The following is a 19,833-nucleotide window of genomic DNA, read 5'->3' on the forward strand; positions in this document are numbered from 1 at the left end:
CCCGCATGAAGAAACTGATGTATTCCGCCGCCGGGCTGCTGGTCATCGCCTTGCTGTTCCTGGCTTTCAACCTGGTGTCCGGGCTGGCCTTCACCGGCGCGCGCCTGGACCTGACGCAGCAGAAGCTCTACACCATCTCCGACGGCACGAAGAAGGTGCTGGGCTCCATTGGCGAGCCGATCAACCTGTACTTCTTCTTCTCCGACAAGGGCAGCAAGGACCTGGTCCCGCTGCGCAACTACGCCAAGCGCGTGGAGGAACTGCTCAAGGCCTACGAGCGCGAGGCCGACGGCAAGATCCGCCTGCACGTCATCGACCCGCAGCCGTTCTCCGAGGAGGAGGACAAGGCCGCCGAGTTCGGCCTGCAGGCGGTGCCGCTGAACCAGGGCGGCGACACCCTGTACTTCGGCCTGGCCGGCACCGACGCGCTGGACAACATCCAGGTGATCCCGTTCTTCCAGCCGGACCACGAGGCGTTCCTGGAGTACGACCTCAGCCGCCTGGTCAACGCCCTGGCGCACCCCAGGCGGCCGGTGGTGGGCGTGCTCAGCACCCTGCAGATGACCGGTGGCTTCGACATGCAGACGCAGCAGCCCAGCTCGCCCTGGATGCTGCTCGACGAGGTGCGCCAGCAGTTCGACCTGAAGAGCCTCAAGCCCGACGTCGACGCCATCCCGGACGACGTCAGCGTGCTGCTGCTGGTGCATCCCAAGCACTTGCCGCAGCAGACGCTCTACGCCATCGACCAGTTCGTGCTGCGCGGCGGCAAGCTGCTGGCTTTCGTCGATCCCTTCAGCGAGGCCGACAAGTCCTCGCCCATGGCCGCGCTGGATGGCCCCGGCGACCAGTCCTCGGACCTCGAGCCGCTGTTCAAGGCCTGGGGCGTGCAACTGCTGCCGGGCAAGGTGCTCGGCGACGCCAGCTACGCCATGTCGGTGAGCATGGGCCAGGGCCAGCGCGCGGCGCATCACCCGGCCTGGCTGAACCTCGACGCCAAGGCGCTGGACGCCAACGACGTGGCCACCGCCGGGCTGGAGAACCTGACCCTGGCCACCGCCGGCATCCTCGAACCGCTCAAGGACGCGAAGACCCGCTTCACCCCGCTGATCCAGAGTTCGGCGCAGGCGATGCCCTTCGACGTCCAGCGCTTCGCCACCCTGCGCGACCCCGGTGAGCTGATGGCCCAGCTCAAGCCCACCGGCCAGCGCTACGTCATGGCCGCGCGCATCCAGGGCCCGGCGCAGAGCGCCTTCCCCAATGGCATCGAGGGCCGCAAGGACGGCCTGAAGAGCGCCGACAGCATCAACGTCATCGCCGTGGCCGACACCGACCTGCTCACCGACCGCATGTGGGTGCAGGTGCAGGACTTCTTCGGCCAGCGCGTGCCGCAGCCCTGGGCCGACAACGCCAGCTTCGTGATCAACGCGCTGGACAACCTGGCCGGCTCCGACGCGCTGATCAGCGTGCGCTCGCGTGGCCGCTTCAGCCGCCCGTTCACCGTGGTGGACGAGCTGCAGCGCCAGGCCGAGACGCGCTTCCGCGAGAAGGCCGACGCGCTCAAGCAGCGCCTGGCCGACACCGAGCAGAAGCTCGCCGCGCTGCAGAACCCCGACCCGGGCAAGGCCCTGGAGCTGACGCCGGAGCAGCAGAGCGCGATGCAGCAGTTCATCCAGGAGCGCGTGCGCATCCGCAAGGAGCTGCGCGATGTGCAGTTCCAGCTGAACGCGGATATCGAGTCCCTCGGCCGCACCCTGAAGATCGTCAACATCGCCGCCGTGCCGCTGCTGCTGACCCTGGGCGTGCTCGCCCTGTGGTGGTGGCGCCGCCGGCGCCAGGCCTGAGGAGGCGGCCATGCAACGCAAGAGTCTGATCCTGCTGGTGGTCCTGGTGGTGGCGCTCGGTGGCCTCTTCGCCTGGCTGCAGCGCGAGCCGGCCCGCCTGGCGCCGCCGGCGGAGGTGCGCTATTTCCCGGGCCTGGACGCGCAGCAGGTGAGCGCGGTGACAGTGCGCCGCCCCGGCCAGCCGGACATCCGCGTGGCGCGCCAGGACGGGCGCTGGGTGATGCCGGCCAAGGCCGGCTACCCGGCGGCCGGGCGCCTGGTCGGCGACCTGCTGCACGACCTGGCGCAGGCGCGCAAGGTCGAGGCCAAGACCCGCGAGCCGGGCAACTTCGCCCAGCTCGGCGTCGCCGACCAGGGCGAGGGCGCCGGCGTGCGCCTGAGCCTGGAGCGCAGCGCCGGCGCGCCGCTGGAGCTGCTGGTGGGCAAGGCCGCGCAGCAGGGCGGGCGCCTGGTGCGCCAGCCCGGCGACGAGCAGGTCTGGCTGATCGACAAGGACCTGCGCCTGCCGCCCGACGAACTGGACTGGCTGGACCGGCGCATCACCAGCATCCCCTTCGAGAAGGTCGCCGAGGTGTCGGTGAGCTACCCCGGCGGGGAAACCCTGACGGTGTTCCGCGACAAGGCCGGCGAGCCCAACCTGCGGGTACGCCAGCTGCCCAGGGACGCCAAGCTGGCCTACGAGTCCATCGCCAACGGCATGGCCACGCCTTTCGGCACCCTGACCTTCAGCGAAACGGCGCCGCTGGACCAGGTGCAGTTCAAGGGGCCGGCGCGCCTGAGCCTGACGCTCAAGACCCTCGATGGCGCCAGCCTGAGCGGGCGCGTGCTGGAGCAGGGCGGGCAGAACTGGCTGCTGCTGGACCGCGTCGAGGGGTTCGCCGACGGGCAGATCCAGGCGCGCAAGGGCTGGGCCTACCGCATCGAAGCCAACCAGTACGAGGCGCTTGCCCGGCACCTGGCGGATTTCACCGCGAAGAAACCTTGAGGTATTTCAAAGGCCGGCCGGGCGAAGTTCCGGTCGGCAACTTTCACCATGGGCGTGCGGAAATGTGCGCTACAGCACGCCGACAATGACAAAACTTACAACTCCGTTACATCGTCCAAGTGCACCAGAATGGCCTTGGAAGCCCCGTAAAATGGCACTTTGGCCGCATCGGTCACGGTGCTGGCACTGAGGCGAAAAAGTGCTTTCCAGCTGTAACTTTTGATTTATATACTCGGGAGCGCGGTCGTCATTGGGGCGTTATTCGAATTGCCCATCCAGCGGCTAAGGCCCTGGACGGTCAATGCGGACAACCCTCCGCCTGTCGAGCCGTTGCAGTCCTCATTCCCGGGGGCCACCCAAAAATAATAGCGAGTTGGAGAGTGTGGTAATGGCTGATCGTGAGGTCGGAACCGTCAAGTGGTTCAATGACGCCAAGGGTTATGGATTCATTCAACGCGACAGCGGTCCGGACGTTTTCGTCCACTACCGCGCCATTCGTGGCGAAGGTCACCGCTCCCTGGTCGAAGGCCAGAAAGTGGAGTTCTCGGTGATCCAGGGTCAGAAAGGCCTGCAGGCGGAAGACGTCTCCAAGGTCTGAGAACCCGTTTACGATCTGCTGCGCGTCGGCATAACTGCGTTGAAAACAGGCGAGTAATGCTCATTTAGCTAGCTAAACTGCGCTTCCTCGCCTGTTTTCGCCTTGTTCTGCTCTAGCTCGCGAGATCGTAAACAGGCTCTGAGCCCCCGAAGACAAAGGCCCGTCGCGAGACGGGCCTTCGTTTTCCAGCCGGCGCCTGGCGCCCGGCTCTTCAGCAACGACGCCGCACATCGCGCCAGCGTCGTTTTCGTGCTTCAGCCGGTTCGCCAGGTGATCTCGGCGACGCCCTCGGCGGTCACCTTCAGCCAGCGGTCGGCGTCTTCCTCGCCCTGTTCTTCGCTCCAGCTGCCCGGTGCGCAGCGCACCTCCACGCCCAGCGCGGCGTTGGCCGCCCTGGCGCAGGCCAGGTCGTCGTCCCAGGGCGTGGCGTCGCTGTCGATGAACAGGCTGTGCCACTTGCCCACCGCCTGCGGCAGCCAGGTCAGCGGGATCATCCCGCTGGGGCTGTCGGCCAGGCACTTGAAGGTCTCGCCCTGGCGCCGCCATTCGCTGCAGGGGCCCAGCGCCTCGGCCAGCCAGGCGCCGACGGCGGCCTGGTCGGCGTCCTTCAGGTAGATCTCGATATCCGGTTGGCGCATGGGCGTCCTCGTCAGGTTTTTTGGCGTTCCAGCCAATCGTAGCGCACCGCCACAGTGACCTCGAAGGGCTCGGCGAGGATGCGCTCGCGGCGCTGCGGGTTGACCCGCCAGCCGTGGGGCGTCATCGCCAGCAGGGTTTCGCGGGCTTCGCGGCTGTCCAGGGCCAGGCGGAAATTCAGGCTTTCCGTATGGGCCAGGGCCAGGCTCGGCGGCAGGTCGGCCAGGTGCTTGTCGTCGACGTACTCGCGCACCTCGTCGTACAGGCGCTGGCGCAGTTCCAGCAGGTGGTCGCGGCCCGGGCCCAGGCGCAGCACGCCGCCGCCGGGGGCCAGCAGGCGCGCGGCCTCGTTCCAGTCGATGGGGCTGAACACGCTGGCCAGCAACTGGCAGCTGGCGTCGGCCAGCGGCACCCGGGCCATGCTGGCGACCATCCAGGTCAGCTGCGGGGCGCGGCGGCAGGCGGCTTTCACCGCCTCGCGGGAGATGTCCAGGGCGTAGCCGTCGCTGTCCGGCAGCGCCTCGGCAAGCTGGGCAGTGTAGTAGCCCTCGCCGCAGCCGATGTCGAGCCAGCGCGCCGGCGCGCGTTCGGCGGCCAGCTCGGCCAGGCGCCGGGCCAGCGGGGCGTAGTGGCCGGCGCCGAGGAACTGGCGGCGGGCCTCGACCATGGCGGCGTTGTCGCCCGGGTCGCGGCTTTTCTTGTGCTGCACGGGCAGCAGGTTCAGGTAGCCCTGGCGCGCGCGGTCGAAACTGTGCCCGGCGGGGCACTTCACGCTGTTGTCGAGGTGTTCCAGCGGCGCCTGGCAGATCGGGCAGGTGAGCATCTCAGTCCTTGCGCTCCGTGCGCAGCGGGCTCAGCACGGTGAGCAGCGGCAGGCTGCGCTGGCGCAGGTTGAGCTGGTAGCTGCGCAGGGCGTAGCGCCGCTCCGGGGCCGGCATCGGCGGTGGGATGTCGGGTTGGGTGGCGGCCAGGCAGAAGCCTTTCTTCACGTCGCTCATGCCAGCAGCCGCACCAGTGTCTGGTAGTAGATTTCGCTCAGCAGGTCGAGATCGCTGGCCAGCACCCGCTCGTTGACCTGGTGGATGGTGGCGTTGACCGGGCCCAGCTCGACCACCTGGGTGCCCAGGGTGGCGATGAAGCGCCCGTCCGAGGTGCCGCCGGAGGTCGAGGGGGTGGTCTGCCGGCCGGTGACCGCCTGGATGCTGGCGGCCACGGCGTCGAGCAGCTCGCCCGGCTCGGTGAGGAACGGCAGGCCGGACAGCGCCCAGTCGATGTGCCAGTCCAGGCCGTGCTTGTCGAGGATGGCGGCGACGCGCTGCTGCAGCCCCTCCGGGGTGGATTCGGTGGAGAAGCGGAAGTTGAACACCACCACCAGCTCGCCGGGGATGACGTTGGTGGCGCCGGTGCCGCCGTTGATGTTGGAGATCTGGAAGCTGGTCGGCGGGAAGAAGGCGTTGCCGTCGTCCCAGTGCTCGGCGGCCAGTTCGGCCAGGGCCGGGGCGGCCAGGTGGATGGGGTTCTTCGCCAGGTGCGGGTAGGCCACGTGGCCCTGCACGCCGCGCACCTTGAGGGTGGCGCCGAGGGAGCCGCGGCGGCCGTTCTTGACCACGTCGCCGACCAGGGTGGTGCTCGACGGCTCGCCGACGATGCACCAGTCCAGGCGCTCGTTGCGCGCGCGCAGGCGCTCGACCACGGCCTTGGTGCCGTGCTGCGCCGGGCCTTCCTCGTCGCTGGTGATCAGGTAGGCGATGCTGCCGCGGTGGTCCGGGTGCTCGGCGACGAAGCGCTCGGTGGCGATGATCATGGCCGCCAGGCTGCCCTTCATGTCCGCCGCGCCGCGCCCGCAGAGCATGCCGTCGGCGTCGATCAGGGCGTCGAACGGCAGGTGCTGCCAGGCCTGCTCGGGGCCGGTGGGGACCACGTCGGTGTGCCCGGCGAAGCACAGCACCGGGCCTTCGCCGCCGTCACGGCCAGCGCGGCGGGCCCAGAAGTTGTCCACTTCTTCGATGCGCATCGGCTCCAGGTCGAAGCCGCAGGCGGCCAGGCGCTGCATCATCAGCTGCTGGCAGTCGGCATCGACGGGGGTGACGGAGGGCCGGCGGATCAGCTCGCAGGCGAGGGCCAGGGTCGGCGACAGGGACATGGGCAAGGCATCCAGGGTGAAACGGAAAAGGCGCACATCTTAAAGCAAAAGCGCGGGGACAGCGCGTCGTCTGGTCGCAGCGGGGCGCGACTGTCTTGCCGACTGCGCCGGGGTGCTTTCGTAGGATGGGTTGAGCCTGCGAAACCCATGCTGCCGCGGTGATGGGTATCGCTTCGCTCAACCCATCCTACGAAAAGCGCCCGGCCGTTCAGCCCACCTGCTCGGACCCGCTCAGCGCCTCTTCCTCGCGCGGGCGCGGCAGCGAAGAGAGCAGGGCCATTCCGAGCTCAACTGTAGGAGCGGGCCCTGCCCGCGATTTCGCGCGCAGGGCGCGCTCCTACAAGGAGCGCGGTGCGTGGGATGGCGTAGGAGCGAGCATGGCTTTTCGTAGGATGGCGTTGAGCGAAGCGATACCCATCGCCATGACCGCATGGGTATCGCCAAGGCTCAACCCATCCTACGAAAAGCGCCTGGCCGTTCAGCCCACCTGCTCGGAACCGCTCAGTGCCTCTTCCTCGCGCGGGCGCGGCAGCGAGGAGAGCAGGGCCATGATCAGCGCCGCCAGGTATGGCAGCGACTGCACCAGCAGCATCACCACCCAGAACATCAGGTCCGGGCTGGGCACGCCCTGCACCAGCACGATGCCCAGGGCGGCGCCCCAAAGCAGGAGCATGATGAAGACTTCCTCGCGGGCCTCCGCCAGGGCCACCAGCAGGCCGTGGCTTGCGCGCATCTTCGGCGTGCGGAAGAACGGGATGGAGCGGGTGACGAAGCCGTACAGCACCGCCTTGGCGATGGTGTGCGACAGCGACAGCCCGGCCAGCGCGGCGAACAGCGCGTCGCGCAGGTTCACGCCCACGGTGCGGCGGTAGAGGAAGAGGATCTTGCCGACCTTGAAGGCGAACAGCGTCAGCGGCAGGATCGCGAAGATCAGCAGCGGCGGGTCGACGCGCTTGGGCACGATGATCATCGCCGCCGACCAGAGCAGCGCGCCGAGGGTGAAGAAGATGTTCATGCCGTCGGCGATCCACGGCAGCCAGCCGGCGACGAAGTGGTAGCGCTGGCCGCCGGTCAGCTTGCTGCCGTCCGGGCCGCGGCCGCGCAGCAGGGCGTCGGTGTGGCGCTTCATGATCTGGATGGCGCCGTAGGCCCAGCGGAAGCGCTGCTTCTTGAAGTCGATGAAGGTGTCGGGCATCAGGCCCTTGCCGTAGCTGCGCTCGAAGTAGGCCGCCGAGAGGCCGCGCTCGAACACCCGCAGGCCCAGCTCGGCGTCCTCGGTGATGCACCATTCGGCCCACTTCAGCTCGTCCAGCACCTGGCGCCGGACCATGGTCATGGTGCCGTGCTCGATGATCGCGTCGCGGTCGTTGCGGGTGACCATGCCGATGTGGAAGAAGCCCTTGTACTCGGCGTAGCACAGGCGCTTGAAGGCGCTCTCGTGCTGGTCGCGGTAGTCCTGCGGCGACTGCACCACGGCGATCTGCGCGTCGGCGAAGTGCGGCACCATGTGCTTGAGCCAGTCCGGCTCGACGCAGTAGTCGGAGTCGATCACCGCGATGACTTCGGCGTCGGGCGCGACGAACTGCAGCGCATAGTTCAGCGCGCCGCCCTTGAAGCCGGCCAGGGGCGCCACGTGGAAGAAGCGGAAGCGCGGGCCGAGCAGCTCGCAGTGGGCCTGCACCGGCTCCCACACGGCCGGGTCCTTGGTGTTGTTGTCGATCACCAGGACCTCGAAGTCCGGGTAGTCGAGCCTGGCCAGGGCGTTCAGCGTCTCCTTGAGCATCTCCGGCGGCTCGTTGTAGCAGGGCACGTGGATGGAGACCTTGGGCCGGTAGGCCTCGGCCGCGGTGACCGGCAGGAACAGGCGGCGGCGCTTGCGCGTCCACACGGCCTCGGCCAGCTCGTGGGCCTCGGTGAACAGCACTATCACCACGCCCAGCGCGCCTATGCCCAGCAATACGCCGACGGTGATGCTGAACCAGGTGCTGTACTGCTGGCTGTAGTCGTAGCCGATCCACACCAGGATGGACGCGCAGACGAACGAGACCACGGCGAGGAAGGTCCGCCCGCGCTGGCGCAGGGCGCTGCTGTCGATCAGCAGCAGGGTGAAGGTGAGCAGCGCCAGCACCACCGAGGCGATGGCCAGCACGCGCCACTTGGGAATGGCCACCACCGGGCCCTGGAAGTTGAACTTGGGCTGGCGCGCGGCGTTGAACACGCCCCAGTAGGCGCCCACCGAGCCTTCGTCGGTGTACTTCCACGGCTGGTCGAAGGCCTCGACCACGAAGTAGTTGTAGCCCTTCTTGTTCAGCGCGTTGGTCAGTTCGCGCAGGTAGATGGCCTGGTCCGCCTGGGTGGCGGTGGCGCCGCCGCGCATGCGGCCGTTGCTGGGCCAGCCGACCTCAGCCAGCAACAGCGGCTTTTTCGGAAACTTCAGACGCAGGTCGCGGGCGCGGTCGAGGACGAACTGCACCGAGTCCTGCATGGGCACGAACTCCCAGTAGGGCAGCACGTGGGCGGCGATCAGGTCGACGTGCTTGGCCAGCTCCGGGTATTTCTCGTAGATGTGCCACTGCTCGGCGGTGGTCACCGGCACCTTCACCGCGGCGCGGACGCGGTCGAGGTAGCCGATCAGCTGGTCCTTGGTGACCTCGCGGCGGAACAGCGCCTCGTTGCCGACTATCACCCGCACCACGCTGCGCGAGCGGTTGGCGATCTCGATGCCGCGGGCGATCTCCGCCTCGTTCTCGGCCTCGTCGGCGCTGATCCAGATGCCCAGGCTGACGCGCATCCCGTACTCCTCGGCGAGGAAGGGGATGTCGGAAAGGCTGCCCTTGGTCGAGTAGGTGCGGATGTTCTCGGTCATCCGCGAGACCAGTTCCAGGTCCGAGCGGATCTGCTCGTCGCTGGGAAAGCGGCCGCTCTGCGGGCTCTGGTCCAGGCGGAAGGGCGAGAAGGAGAAACCGGAGATGCTTTCCGGCCAGTCCGGCGCGCTCACCGGGCGGTTGTACAGGGCCCAGACGCCGGTGAGCAGGGCGGCCAGGGCGACCAGCACGACCAGGTTGAGGCCGAATTTGCGTGATGGCATGGAGCGATCGGGTTCCTGTCGGTGTTTCGGGGCCGGGAACGGGTCGGCGCGCATCCTACCCCGCACCCCCCTGGGTGTATAGCTCCCGTCCAACGCCGCGGGGGCGGCATAGAATGTCCCTGGTGGCCGGTTATGGCCTTGCCGGGCGTCAATTCGGCCGGCCCTGGCGCCCGCCTTCCTATAGAATGCCGGGCGTTTTTTGCGGAGACACTGTGATGGTAGTGGACGATCAGCGTTTCGGTGGCATCGCCCGCCTGTACGGCACCCAGGGCCTGGAGCGCCTGGCCGCGGCCCACGTGGCGGTGGTCGGCATCGGCGGCGTCGGCTCCTGGGCGGCCGAGGCGCTGGCGCGCAGCGGCGTCGGCGAGATTTCCCTGTTCGACCTGGACGACGTCTGCGTGACCAACACCAACCGCCAGGTCCACGCCCTGGAAGGCGCCGTGGGCAAGCCCAAGGTGGAGGTGATGGCCGAGCGCATCCGCGCCATCAACCCGGCGTGCAAGGTCCACGCGGTGGCGGACTTCGTCACCCGCGAGAGCATGGCCGACTGCATCACCACGGAGATGGACTTCGTCATCGACTGCATCGACAGCGTGCCGGCCAAGGCGGCGCTGATCGCCTGGTGCAAGCGGCGCAAGATCCAGATCGTCACCACCGGCGGCGCCGGTGGCCAGGTCGACCCGACGCAGGTGCAGGTGGCCGACCTGAACAAGACCTTCAACGACCCGCTGGCGGCCAAGGTGCGCTCGCTGCTGCGCCGCGACTACAACTTCTCGCGCACGCCGGGGCGGCATTACAGCGTGCCCTGTGTGTTCTCCACCGAACAGCTGCGCTACCCCAAGCCGGACGGCAGCGTGTGCCAGGCCAAGGGCTTCGTCGGGGAAGGGGTGAAGCTGGACTGCGCGGGTGGTTTCGGGGCGGTGATGATGGTTACGGCCACCTTTGGCATGGCTGCGGCGGCCAGGGCTGTGGATAAGCTGGTGGCGGGGGCGCGGCGGCCTTCGGAGCGTAGCGCGGCTGGAAATCCCCCTTAACGCGAACGGCGCTCACCTGTTATCGAGGTGTTTGCTGTTACTCCGCTCCCTCTCCCTAACCCTCTCCCTGAAGGGAGAGGGGACTGTCCGTGCCTGCGGATATCTCGGCGTTTGCCGGCAACATTGGAGTAGCAGTGAGCGCCGTTAGTGCGCTTCACACCATACGGCTCCCTCTCCCTTCAGGGAGAGGGCTGGGGAGAGGGGACGGGGTTTGGCATCGCTCCGGAGTTGAGCTTGACTCCGTTGTTCGCGAGCAAGCTCGCTCCTACGAAACGAGTTCGCGCATGCGTTGGAGCACCGCATTCAGACCATTGCTGCGCGAGGGCGACAACTGTCGACCCAGGCCCAGTTCGTTGAACCACTGCCCCAAATCCAGTTGCGCCAGTTCCTCCCCCGGCAACCCCTGTACCCGCACCAACAGCAGCGCGATCAGCCCGCGCAGCAGGCGTGCGTCGCTGGTGGCGCGGAAGTGCCAGGCGCCGTCGCGCTGTTCGGCCACCAGCCAGACCAGGCTTTCGCAGCCATGGATGCGGTTGGCCTCGCTGCGTTCCGACTCGTCCAGCGGCTCCAGCCTGTCGCCCCATTGCATCAGCAGGCGCGCGCGCTGTTCCCAGGAGGCTTGCCCGGCGAAGGCTTCCAGCGCCTGGCGGACGGCTTCGGGCAGGCTCATCGCAGCAGTTCCAGGGCGCCGTCGAGGGCGCGGAAGAAGCGCTCCAGGTCGGCGCCGTCGTTGTACAGGGCCAGGGACACGCGGATGGCGCCGGGCAGGCCCAGGCGCTTGAGCAGCGGCATGGCGCAGTGGTGTCCGGCGCGCACCGCCACGCCCTGTTCGGTGAGCAGGTGGGCGAGGTCGGCGCTGTGCACGTCCCGCACCACGAAGCTGGCCAGCGCCGCCTGGGGTTCGCCCAGCAGGCGCACGCCGTCGCGGGCGCGCAGCCCGGCCAGCAGTTGGGCATGCAGCAGGGCTTCGTGGGCGGCCATTTCCGCGGCGTCCTGGCGGGTCAGCCAGTCGAGGCTGGCGCCCAGGCCGATCACCGCGCCTATGGCCGGGGTGCCGGCTTCGAAGCCCAGCGGCGCCGGGCGGAAGTGCGCGCTTTGGTAATCGGCGTTCTGCACCATCTCGCCGCCGAACTGCCAGTGGCGCAGGCGCGCCAGCGCTTCCGCGCGGCCCCAGAGCAGGCCCAGGCCCTCGGGGCCGTAGAGCTTGTGGCTGGAGAACACGTAGAAGTCGCAGCCCAGGGCGGACAGGCTGTGCCGGCCATGGACCACGCCCTGGGCGCCGTCCACCACGCTCAGCGCGCCTTGCGCGCGGGCCAGGGCCAGCAGCTCCGGCAGTGGCTGCCAGGTGCCGAGCACGTTGGACAACTGGCTCACGGCGAGCAGGCGGGTGCGCGGGCCGATCAGTTGCGTGGCGGCCTCCAGGTCGATGACCCCGCGGTCGTCCAGCGGCAGCACCACCAGCTTCGCTCCGCGGCGCAGCGCCAGTTGCTGCCAGGGCAATAGGTTGGCGTGGTGCTCCAGGGCGCTGATGGCGATCTCGTCGCCTTCGCCGAACAGCGGCTCCAGGCCGTAGGCCAGCAGGTTCAGGGCCTCGGTGGCGCCGTGGGTGAACACGAGCTGTTCCGGGCTGCCGGCGTCCAGCCATTGTGCCAGGCGTGTGCGTGTCGCCTCGAAGGCGCGGGTGGCGCGCTCGCCGGGCAGGTGCTGGGCACGATGGACGTTGGCCGCGCCGCTGGCGTAGTAGCCGGCCAGGGCGTCGAGCATGGCCTGGGGCTTCTGCGCGGTGGCGGCGCTGTCGAGGTAGGTCTGCTCCTCGGCTGCCAGCGCGGCGAGGGCAGGGAAGGCGGAGCGCCAGGGGGAAAGAAGCATGGCTGTAAGCCTGAAGCTGGAAGCTGGAAGCTGGAAGCTGGAAGTGCCTTGTGCAGCTCGCTTCCGGCTTTTGGCTTCCAGCTTCCAGCTCTGACTTAGTTGTGCGCGTGCAGCGCTTCGTTCAGCTCGATGGCGGTCTTGTTGGTCTTGCACTCCACCGCGCCGGTCTGCGAGTTGCGGCGGAACAGCAGGTCCGGCTGGCCGGCCAGGTCGCGGCCCTTGACCACCTTGACCAGGTTGTTCTGGTCGTCCAGTAGCGCCACCTTGGTGCCGGCGGTGACGTACAGGCCGGCTTCGACGATGTTGCGGTCGCCCAGCGGGATGCCGATGCCGGCGTTGGCGCCGATCAGGCAGCCTTCGCCGACGCTGATGACGATGTTGCCGCCGCCGGACAGGGTGCCCATGGTCGAGCAGCCGCCGCCCAGGTCCGAACCCTTGCCGACGAACACGCCGGCGGAGACGCGGCCTTCGATCATGCCCGGGCCGGCGGTGCCGGCGTTGAAGTTGACGAAGCCTTCGTGCATCACGGTGGTGCCTTCGCCGATGTAGGCGCCCAGGCGCACGCGGGCGGTGTCGGCGATGCGCACGCCGGCCGGGACCACGTAGTCGGTCATTTTCGGGAACTTGTCCACCGAGAAGACTTCCAGCAGCTTGCCCTTCAGGCGCGCTTCGAGTTGCAGCTCGGCCAGCTCGGCCAGGTCGACGGCGCCGATGTTGGTCCAGGCCACGTTCGGCAGCAGCGGGAAGATGCCCGACAGGTTGACGCCATGGGGCTTGACCAGGCGGTGCGAGAGCAGGTGCAGCTTCAGGTAGGCCTCGGGAGTGGAGGCGGGGGCGGCGTCTTCGGCCAGCAGGGTGGCGACCAGCGGTTTCTGGCTTTCGGCCAGGCGGTTGAGCAGGGCGGCCTGGGCCGGGGCGATGGTCTTCAGCGCGTCGGCCAACTGGTAGGCCTGCTGGTTGCTGAAGGCGATGGCCTGGTTGCCGTTCTCGTAGCCGAGGATCGGCGCGACGGCGGCGACCAGCTCGGCGGTCGGGTTCAGCAGCGGTTGCGCGTAGAAGACTTCCAGCCAGGCGTCCTGGCGGTTCTGGGTGCCGACGCCGAAGGCCAGGCTGAACAGGGATTGGGACATGTGCGGTTCCTCGAAAAAACGGTGAAAAAGTGTCAGGCCAGCGCGGCGGCGTAGGCGTCGGGCTTGAAGCCGACCAGGGTGCGGTCGCCAAGGTCCAGCACCGGACGCTTGATCATCGACGGCTGGGCGAGCATCAGCTCGATCGCGCGGGACTCGTCGAGGTCGGCTTTCTGCGCCTCGTCGAGCTTGCGGAAGGTGGTGCCGGCGCGGTTCAGGACCGTCTGCCAGCCGTGCTCGGCGCACCATTGCTCAAGGTGCGCGCGGTCTATTCCGCTAGTCTTGTAGTCGTGGAAGGCATAGTCGACGCCGTGTTCCTCAAGCCAGGTGCGGGCTTTCTTCATGGTGTCGCAGGCCTTGATTCCGTAGATGGTCCGCTGGGTCATGGGCGGCGCTCCTCGTCGTTCCTTTGGCAAGCGTGGGATTATGCCATTTTCCCGTGAACTTGCGGGGGTGGGGAGGGCGGGACGATTCTTTTGCGATTGCAATAGTCTATTGCTCGCCCGGGGGCTGATGGAGAGCGTCTCTGGATGTTCCAATGGGGCGCCGCGAACTGGCGACTGGGAGATCGTCGATGCAAACCGTGTATACCGTGCTCATCCTGCTGCTGGTGGTCGGGGGCACGCGCCTGCTGGCGCAACTGCTGCCCTTGCCGCTGCCGCTGATCCAGATCGCCTCGGGGGCGGTCCTGGCCTGGCCCAGCCTGGGGTTGCACGTGGCGCTGGACCCGGAGCTGTTCATGTTCCTGTTCATTCCGCCGCTGTTGTTCGCCGATGGCTGGCGCATGCCCAAGGGCGAGTTCTGGCAGATGCGCTGGCCGATCCTGACCATGGCCTTCGCCCTGGTGCTGTTCACCGTGGCTGGCGGTGGCGCCTTCATCCACCTGCTGATTCCCGAGATTCCCTGGGCCGCCGCCTTCGCCCTGGCCGCGGTGTTGTCGCCCACCGACGCCCTGGCGGTATCGGCGATCGCCCAGAACCGCCTGCCGCGGCGGCTGATGCACGTGCTGCAGGGCGAGGCGCTGATGAACGACGCCTCGGGCCTGGTGGCCTTCAAGTTCGCCGTGGCCGCGGCCATGACCGGCGCCTTCTCGCTGCTCGACGCCAGCCTGAGCTTCCTCCTGGTGGCGATTGGCGGCCTGGCCTGCGGCGTGGTGCTGAGCTGGCTGCTGGGGCGCATCCGCGCCTGGATGATCCGCCGCGGCTGGGACGACCCGGCCACCCACGTGGTGCTCATGCTGTTGCTGCCCTTCGCGGTGTACATGGTTGCCGAGGAGTTCGGCGTCTCCGGCATCCTCGCGGCGGTGGCGGCGGGCATGATGCAGAGCTGGACCGATCTGCTGCCGCGGCAGACCCACACCCGCGTGCTCAACCGCAGCGTCTGGTCGATGCTGGAGTTCGCCTTCAACGGCGTGGTGTTCCTGCTGCTGGGCCTGCAACTGCCGGACATCCTCAAGTCGGTGACGCACCACGCCGGCGACAGCCTGTGGCGTTCCTCGCAGTTGCTGTTCTACGTGCTGGCGGTGTATGCCGTGCTGATCCTGCTGCGCTTCGCCTGGGTCTGGTGCTACTGGAAGCTGTCGCTGCGCTTCGAGCGCTGGTGGGGCATCGAGCTGGGCGGCAAGCCCGGCGAGCCGGTGCTGCGGCTGTCGGCGATCTCGGCGCTGGGCGGGGTGCGCGGGGCGGTGACCCTGGCCGGCGTACTGTCGGTGCCGCTGCTGCTGGGCAGCGGCGAGGCCTTCCCGCAGCGCGACCTGATCATCTTCATCGCCGCCGGGGTGATCCTGGTGTCGCTGCTGGCGGCCACCCTGGGCCTGCCGGCCTTGCTCAAGGGGCTGCCGGTGGCCAGCAACGACCAGTCCGAACTGGAGTACCGCTCGGTATGGCGGCGCACCGCGGTGGCGGCCATCCGCATGCTGGAGAAGGAGGAAATGCCAGCCGGCGAGAAGGTGGATGCCGAGGAGGCCGCGCGGCTGGCGGAGGTGAAGGCGCGGCTGATGGCCGAGTACCGCCAGCAGCTCGACCCGGCTCCGGACAGCGCCGAGGCGCGGGAGCGGGCGCGCAGCCTGGAGCTGGCCGACCAGGCCCTGCGCATCAAGGCGCTGCGTACCCAGCGCCTGGAGCTGTACCAGCTGCGCCGGGAGAACCTGGTGGACGACGAGACCATGCGCAAGGTGCTCGGCGACCTGGACTCCCAGGAAGCCTGGCTGACCAGCAAGGCGGGGCGGTGGGTGTAGGGCGGCGGCAGGTTGCAGGCGGCTTCGAGCTTGACCGCGGCGCGGGCTGAGGCCCAGGTGAAACGGCGGATAACCGCGAACGGTTATTCGCCCTACGTTGCCGGTGGGCTTGGCGTAGGGCGGATAACGCCTACGGCGTTATCCGCCGTTTGGCCTTGGCTGCAGGCGGCTCCGAAGTTGATCTGGGCGCGGGCTTTGGTCTGGGTGAAGCGGCGGATAACCGCGAACGGTTATACGCCCTACGTTGCTGGCGGGCTTGGCGTAGGGCGCATAACGCCTACGGCGTTATCCGCCGTTTGGCCTTGGCTACGGGCGGCTCCGGGTTTGATCTGGGCTGGCCTGGACGAAGCGCTTGATCCGCTCGGCCGCTTCCACGCATTCCGCCAGCGGCGCGACCAGGGCCATGCGCACGCGGTTGGCGCCGGGGTTCTCGCCGTTCACTTCGCGGGACAGATAGGAGCCCGGCACCACGGTGACGTGCTGCTGGTCGAACAGGCCGCGGCAGAACTCGGTGTCGGCGATGGGCGTCTTCGCCCACAGGTAGAAGCTGCCGTCCGGACGCTGTACGTCGAGCACGCCGGCGAGGATGTCCAGCACCGCGGCGAACTTCTCGCGGTACAGGTCGCGGTTGGCGCGCACGTGGTCCTCGTCCTGCCAGGCGGCGATGCTGGCCAACTGGGTCTGCACCGGCATGGCGCAGCCGTGGTAGGTGCGGTACAGGAGGAATTTCTTCAGCACCTCGGCGTCGCCGGCGACGAAGCCCGAGCGCAGGCCCGGCAGGTTGGAGCGCTTGGACAGGCTGTGGAACACCACGCAGCGCCTGAAGTCCGAGCGGCCCAGTTCGGCGCAGGCGCTGAGCAGGCCGGGCGGCGGGTTCTGCTCGTCGAAGTACAGCTCGCTGTAGCACTCGTCGGCGGCGATCAGGAAGTCGTGCTCGTCGGCCAGGGCAATCAGCTTCTTCAGGGTTTCCAGCGGGACCAGCGCGCCGGTGGGGTTGCCCGGGGAGCAGAGGAAGAGGATCTGGCAGCGCTGCCAGACGTCCGCCGGCACCGCGTCGAAGTCCGGATTGAAGCCGTTCCCGGCGCGGCAGGCCAGGTAGTGCGGCTGCGCGCCGGCCAGCAGGGCCGCGCCTTCGTAGATCTGGTAGAAGGGGTTGGGGCTGATCACCAGGCCGTTCTTGCTGCGGTCCACTACCGCCTGGGTGAAGGCGAACAGCGCTTCGCGGGTGCCGTTCACCGGCAGCACGTGGCGCGCCGCGTCCAGCCAGCCGGCGGGGACGCCGAAGCGGCGTTCGCACCAGGCGGCGATGGTTTCGCGCAGCGCCGGCAGGCCCAGGGTGGTCGGGTACACCGCCAGTTGGTCGAGGCTGTCGGCCAGGGCCTTGGCGACGAATTCCGGCGAGCGGTGCTTGGGTTCGCCGATGGACAGCGCGATGTGCGCAAGCCCGGCCGGCGGCTGGGCGCCGGCGAGCAGGGCGCGGAGCTTCTCGAAGGGGTAGGGCTGGAGCAGGTCGAGGTCTGGGTTCATGTGAATCGCTCGTCAGATGCTGATGCGGACCGGAACGGTTTCCTGGCCGTTGGCCTGTGAAAGCTGCTCGACCAGGGCCGCCTGCAGTCGCTTGCACAGGTCCGGGTCGGAGAGTGGCTGGTTGTGCGCGTCGGTGACGTAGAACACGTCTTCCACGCGCTCGCCGAGGGTGGCGATCTTGGCGTTGCGCACCGACAGGTCGAAGTCCAGGAACAGCCCGCCGATGCGCGCCAGCAGGCCCGGGCGGTCGGGGGCGATGACCTCGAGCACGCTGACTTGGCGCGAGGCGTCGGTGGAAATGGTCACCAGCGGCGCGAAGGCGAAGTGCTTGAGCTGCCGGGGCACGCGGCGCTGGATGATGTTCGGGTAGTCGTCGGGGTTCTTCAGCGCGTCCACCAGGCCCTGGCGGATTTCGGCGATGCGCTGGGGATTGTCGCCGATCGAGCCGCCATCGGCGTCGAGCACTATGTAGGTGTCGAGGGTGAACAGGCTGGTGGAGGTGATGATCCGCGCGTCCTGGATGTTCAGGTTGAGCTGGTCCATCGCCGCCACGGTCACGGCGAAGAAGTCGTGCTGGTCGGCGGCGTAGATGAAGATCTGCGTGCCGCCCTCGAACTCGCGCTGGGTGGTTTCCTTGATCAGCACCAGCGGCGTGCCGTCGTCCGGGTGCTGGAGGATGGCCTCGGTATGCCAGGCCACGTCGGCGGCGCTGTGGCGCAGGAAGTAGTCGTCGCCCAGTTGGCTCCAGAGCTGCTCGGCGTCGTCCTGGTCGATGCCGTCGCGCACCAGGATGTCGATGGCCGCGCTCTGCGTCTGGCGAATCTGCTCCTCGCGGTCCAGCGGGTTCTCCAGGCCGCGGCGCAGGGCGCGCTTGGTCTCGGTGTAGAGCTGGCGCAGCAGGCTGGCGCGCCAGGAGTTCCACAGGCTCGGGTTGGTGGCGTTGATGTCGGCCACGGTGAGCACGTAGAGGTAGTCCAGGCGCGTCTGGTCGCCGACCAGTTGGGCGAAGTCGAAGATCACCTGCGGGTCGGAGAGGTCCTTGCGCTGCGCGGTGGTGGACATCACCAGGTGGTTCTGCACCAGCCAGCTGACCAGTTGGGTGTCCCACTGCGGCAGTTGGTGGCGCTGGCAGAACAGCTCGGCGTCCACCGCGCCCAGCTCGGAATGGTCGCCGCCACGGCCCTTGGCGATGTCGTGGTAGAGCCCGGCGAGGTAGATCAGCTCGGGCTTGGGCAGGCGCTCCATGATCTTGCTGGCCAGCGGGTACTTCTCGGCCATGTCCGGGCGCTGCAGCTTGCGCAGGTGCTTGATCAGGTTGAGGGTGTGGGCGTCCACCGTATAGATGTGGAACAGGTCGTGCTGCATCTGCCCGATGATCAGGCCGAACTCCGGCAGGTAGCGGCCGAGGATGCCGTAGCGGTTCATCCGCCGCAGGTTGCGATGGATGCCTTCGCGGCACTTGAACAGCTCGATGAACAGGCTGGTGTTGCGGATGTCGTGGCGGAAGTCGTCGTCGATCAGGTGCCGGCTGTCGCGCAGCAGGCGGATGGTGTCGGCGCGCACGCCCTTGATCGCCGGGTGCTGGGCCATCAGCACGAAGATTTCCAGGAGGGCGAAGGGGGTGCGCTTGAAGACGTTGGAGTTGGTCACCTCCAGGTAGCCGTCGCGGACCTGGAAGCGGCTGTTCAGCGGCGTCACCTGCCCGCCTTCGCCGGCGCGCAGGATGACTTCCTCGAAGTGCTGCATGATCAGGTCGTTCAGCTCGGAGACCGCCATCACCACCCGGTAGTACTTCTGCATGAAGCGCTCGACGGCCAGCTTGGCGTCGTTGTCCTGGTAGCCGAGCATCCCGGCGATGCGCCGCTGGTGGTCGAACAGCAGGCGGTCCTCGGCGCGCCCGGCGAGCATGTGCAGGGCGTAGCGGACCTTCCAGAGGAATTCCTGGCAGGAGGCCAGCACGCTGGACTCGCTTTCCACCAGGAAGCCTTCCTTGACCAGCGCGTGCAGGTTGAGGCTGCCGAAGTGCCGGCGCGCCACCCAGAGGATGGTCTGGATGTCGCGCAGTCCGCCGGGCGAGCCCTTCACGTTGGGCTCCAGGTTGTATTCGGTGTCGTTGTATTTGGTGTGGCGGTGGATCTGTTCCTTGCGCTTGGCCAGGAAGAACTGGCCGCTGGGCCACATCTGGCTGCTGGCCGTGGCTTCGAGCATGCGCTGGCGCAGGTGGTCGGGGCCGGAGATGGTCCGGCACTCCATCAGGTTGGTCACCACCGTCAGGTCGGCACGCGCTTCCTCGGCGCATTCGGCCACCGAGCGCACGCTCTGGCCGACTTCCAGGCCGATGTCCCAGAGCAGGGTGAGGAAGCCCTCGATGGGCTCGCGGAAGACCTCCTGGTCCTCGCTGTCGAGCAGCACCAGGATGTCGATGTCCGAGTGCGGGTGCAGCTCGCCACGGCCGTAGCCGCCCACCGCCACCAGGGCGATGTCGGCGTCCTCGCACCAGGCGAAGCGCTGCCAGGCCTGCTGCAGGATCTGGTCGACGAACCAGGCGCGGTCCTCGATCAGCCGGCGGATGTCACGGCCGCCGTTGAAGCGCGCGTCCAGCACCTCGTTGGCCTGGCGGATGGCCTTCTTGAAGGCGGGGATGGGGCTGGATTTGAGGGCCAGTTCCGCCTGGAACTGCCCAGGGTCGAACAACTCGGGATCCACCTGCGGCATGGCGGCCTTCCTGATTCTGGGATGGGGGAGGGCA

The 19,833-nt window shown here is 68.1% G+C and carries 16 protein-coding genes; 5 read left to right on the forward strand and 11 right to left on the reverse strand.

The window, feature by feature from the left end:
- Positions 1-5: 5 nt before the first annotated feature.
- The 3 genes from QSJ95_RS14305 (at position 6) to QSJ95_RS14315 (ending at position 3,424) form a co-directional block, all read left to right on the forward strand.
- On the forward strand, positions 6-1,841 hold the full coding sequence (locus QSJ95_RS14305) for a GldG family protein (RefSeq protein WP_285643130.1): 1,836 nt from the start codon (positions 6-8) through the stop codon (positions 1,839-1,841).
- A 10-nt stretch (positions 1,842-1,851) separates the two neighbouring features.
- Entirely contained in the window at positions 1,852-2,826 is a 975-nt protein-coding gene (locus tag QSJ95_RS14310) for a DUF4340 domain-containing protein (RefSeq protein ID WP_285643132.1), read from the forward strand.
- 388 nt (positions 2,827-3,214) lie between these two features.
- Positions 3,215-3,424: a cold-shock protein gene (locus QSJ95_RS14315; protein WP_003082372.1), complete on the forward strand. Its 210-nt coding sequence runs from the start codon at positions 3,215-3,217 to the stop codon at positions 3,422-3,424.
- A gap of 254 nt (positions 3,425-3,678) precedes the next feature.
- Here the strand turns inward: QSJ95_RS14315 and QSJ95_RS14320 are convergent, their stop codons facing one another.
- From QSJ95_RS14320 to QSJ95_RS14340, 5 genes are all read right to left on the reverse strand, one after another.
- Positions 3,679-4,062, reverse strand: coding sequence for a hypothetical protein (locus QSJ95_RS14320; protein WP_009616607.1), 384 nt, complete (start codon positions 4,060-4,062; stop codon positions 3,679-3,681).
- An 11-nt stretch (positions 4,063-4,073) separates the two neighbouring features.
- Entirely contained in the window at positions 4,074-4,883 is an 810-nt protein-coding gene (locus QSJ95_RS14325; protein ID WP_285643136.1) for a putative RNA methyltransferase, read from the reverse strand.
- 1 nt (position 4,884) lies between these two features.
- A complete protein-coding gene (locus QSJ95_RS14330; RefSeq protein WP_009616609.1) occupies positions 4,885-5,058 on the reverse strand; it encodes a hypothetical protein in 174 nt (57 codons plus the stop codon).
- Complete coding sequence (gene dapE / locus QSJ95_RS14335; RefSeq protein WP_267853273.1) at positions 5,055-6,203, reverse strand: succinyl-diaminopimelate desuccinylase; 1,149 nt, start codon at positions 6,201-6,203, stop codon at positions 5,055-5,057. The genes QSJ95_RS14330 and dapE overlap by 4 nt, the downstream gene beginning before the upstream one ends.
- Before the next feature lie 478 nt (positions 6,204-6,681).
- Positions 6,682-9,291, reverse strand: coding sequence for a glycosyltransferase (locus QSJ95_RS14340; protein ID WP_285643141.1), 2,610 nt, complete (start codon positions 9,289-9,291; stop codon positions 6,682-6,684).
- Positions 9,292-9,506: 215 nt separating this feature from the next.
- Here QSJ95_RS14340 and tcdA point away from each other — a divergent pair, with 215 nt between their 5' ends.
- Positions 9,507-10,325 carry a tRNA cyclic N6-threonylcarbamoyladenosine(37) synthase TcdA gene (gene tcdA, locus QSJ95_RS14345; RefSeq protein WP_009616613.1) on the forward strand — a complete coding sequence of 273 codons (819 nt, stop codon included), beginning with the start codon at positions 9,507-9,509 and terminating at the stop codon, positions 10,323-10,325.
- Between the two features lie 265 nt (positions 10,326-10,590).
- Here the strand turns inward: tcdA and QSJ95_RS14350 are convergent, their stop codons facing one another.
- The 4 genes from QSJ95_RS14350 to QSJ95_RS14365 form a co-directional block, all read right to left on the reverse strand.
- Entirely contained in the window at positions 10,591-10,995 is a 405-nt protein-coding gene (locus QSJ95_RS14350) for a SufE family protein (protein WP_009616615.1), read from the reverse strand.
- Positions 10,992-12,194, reverse strand: coding sequence for an aminotransferase class V-fold PLP-dependent enzyme (locus QSJ95_RS14355; RefSeq protein ID WP_009616617.1), 1,203 nt, complete (start codon positions 12,192-12,194; stop codon positions 10,992-10,994). Before QSJ95_RS14355 ends, QSJ95_RS14350 begins: the two co-directional genes overlap by 4 nt.
- Before the next feature lie 95 nt (positions 12,195-12,289).
- Positions 12,290-13,324, reverse strand: a complete 1,035-nt coding sequence (dapD, locus tag QSJ95_RS14360; protein WP_009616620.1) for a 2,3,4,5-tetrahydropyridine-2,6-dicarboxylate N-succinyltransferase — start codon at positions 13,322-13,324, stop codon at positions 12,290-12,292.
- Between the two features lie 32 nt (positions 13,325-13,356).
- Positions 13,357-13,707, reverse strand: a complete 351-nt coding sequence (locus QSJ95_RS14365) for an ArsC family reductase (RefSeq protein ID WP_009616622.1) — start codon at positions 13,705-13,707, stop codon at positions 13,357-13,359.
- 188 nt (positions 13,708-13,895) lie between these two features.
- Between QSJ95_RS14365 and QSJ95_RS14370 the strand changes: the two genes are divergently transcribed.
- A complete protein-coding gene (locus QSJ95_RS14370) occupies positions 13,896-15,557 on the forward strand; it encodes a Na+/H+ antiporter (protein WP_009616624.1) in 1,662 nt (553 codons plus the stop codon).
- A 306-nt stretch (positions 15,558-15,863) separates the two neighbouring features.
- Here the strand turns inward: QSJ95_RS14370 and dapC are convergent, their stop codons facing one another.
- A complete protein-coding gene (gene dapC, locus QSJ95_RS14375; RefSeq protein ID WP_009616626.1) occupies positions 15,864-17,084 on the reverse strand; it encodes a succinyldiaminopimelate transaminase in 1,221 nt (406 codons plus the stop codon).
- Between the two features lie 12 nt (positions 17,085-17,096).
- Positions 17,097-19,799 carry a [protein-PII] uridylyltransferase gene (locus tag QSJ95_RS14380; RefSeq protein WP_009616628.1) on the reverse strand — a complete coding sequence of 901 codons (2,703 nt, stop codon included), beginning with the start codon at positions 19,797-19,799 and terminating at the stop codon, positions 17,097-17,099.
- Positions 19,800-19,833 lie beyond the last annotated feature (34 nt).

Source organism: Pseudomonas sp. NBRC 100443 (assembly GCF_030268185.1).
GTDB classification, from domain to species: domain Bacteria; phylum Pseudomonadota; class Gammaproteobacteria; order Pseudomonadales; family Pseudomonadaceae; genus Pseudomonas; species Pseudomonas citronellolis.

Excerpts from the sequence above, each read along its gene's own strand:
- QSJ95_RS14305 (WP_285643130.1), top strand. The coding sequence starts at position 6 with ATGAAGAAACTGATGTATTCCGCCGCCGGGCTGCTGGTCATCGCCTTG.
- QSJ95_RS14310 (WP_285643132.1), top strand. The coding sequence starts at position 1,852 with ATGCAACGCAAGAGTCTGATCCTGCTGGTGGTCCTGGTGGTGGCGCTC.
- QSJ95_RS14315 (WP_003082372.1), top strand. The coding sequence starts at position 3,215 with ATGGCTGATCGTGAGGTCGGAACCGTCAAGTGGTTCAATGACGCCAAG.
- QSJ95_RS14320 (WP_009616607.1), bottom strand. The coding sequence starts at position 4,062 with ATGCGCCAACCGGATATCGAGATCTACCTGAAGGACGCCGACCAGGCC.
- QSJ95_RS14325 (WP_285643136.1), bottom strand. The coding sequence starts at position 4,883 with ATGCTCACCTGCCCGATCTGCCAGGCGCCGCTGGAACACCTCGACAAC.
- QSJ95_RS14330 (WP_009616609.1), bottom strand. The coding sequence starts at position 5,058 with ATGAGCGACGTGAAGAAAGGCTTCTGCCTGGCCGCCACCCAACCCGAC.
- dapE (WP_267853273.1), bottom strand. The coding sequence starts at position 6,203 with ATGTCCCTGTCGCCGACCCTGGCCCTCGCCTGCGAGCTGATCCGCCGG.
- QSJ95_RS14340 (WP_285643141.1), bottom strand. The coding sequence starts at position 9,291 with ATGCCATCACGCAAATTCGGCCTCAACCTGGTCGTGCTGGTCGCCCTG.
- tcdA (WP_009616613.1), top strand. The coding sequence starts at position 9,507 with ATGGTAGTGGACGATCAGCGTTTCGGTGGCATCGCCCGCCTGTACGGC.
- QSJ95_RS14350 (WP_009616615.1), bottom strand. The coding sequence starts at position 10,995 with ATGAGCCTGCCCGAAGCCGTCCGCCAGGCGCTGGAAGCCTTCGCCGGG.
- QSJ95_RS14355 (WP_009616617.1), bottom strand. The coding sequence starts at position 12,194 with ATGCTTCTTTCCCCCTGGCGCTCCGCCTTCCCTGCCCTCGCCGCGCTG.
- dapD (WP_009616620.1), bottom strand. The coding sequence starts at position 13,324 with ATGTCCCAATCCCTGTTCAGCCTGGCCTTCGGCGTCGGCACCCAGAAC.
- QSJ95_RS14365 (WP_009616622.1), bottom strand. The coding sequence starts at position 13,707 with ATGACCCAGCGGACCATCTACGGAATCAAGGCCTGCGACACCATGAAG.
- QSJ95_RS14370 (WP_009616624.1), top strand. The coding sequence starts at position 13,896 with ATGCAAACCGTGTATACCGTGCTCATCCTGCTGCTGGTGGTCGGGGGC.
- dapC (WP_009616626.1), bottom strand. The coding sequence starts at position 17,084 with ATGAACCCAGACCTCGACCTGCTCCAGCCCTACCCCTTCGAGAAGCTC.
- QSJ95_RS14380 (WP_009616628.1), bottom strand. The coding sequence starts at position 19,799 with ATGCCGCAGGTGGATCCCGAGTTGTTCGACCCTGGGCAGTTCCAGGCG.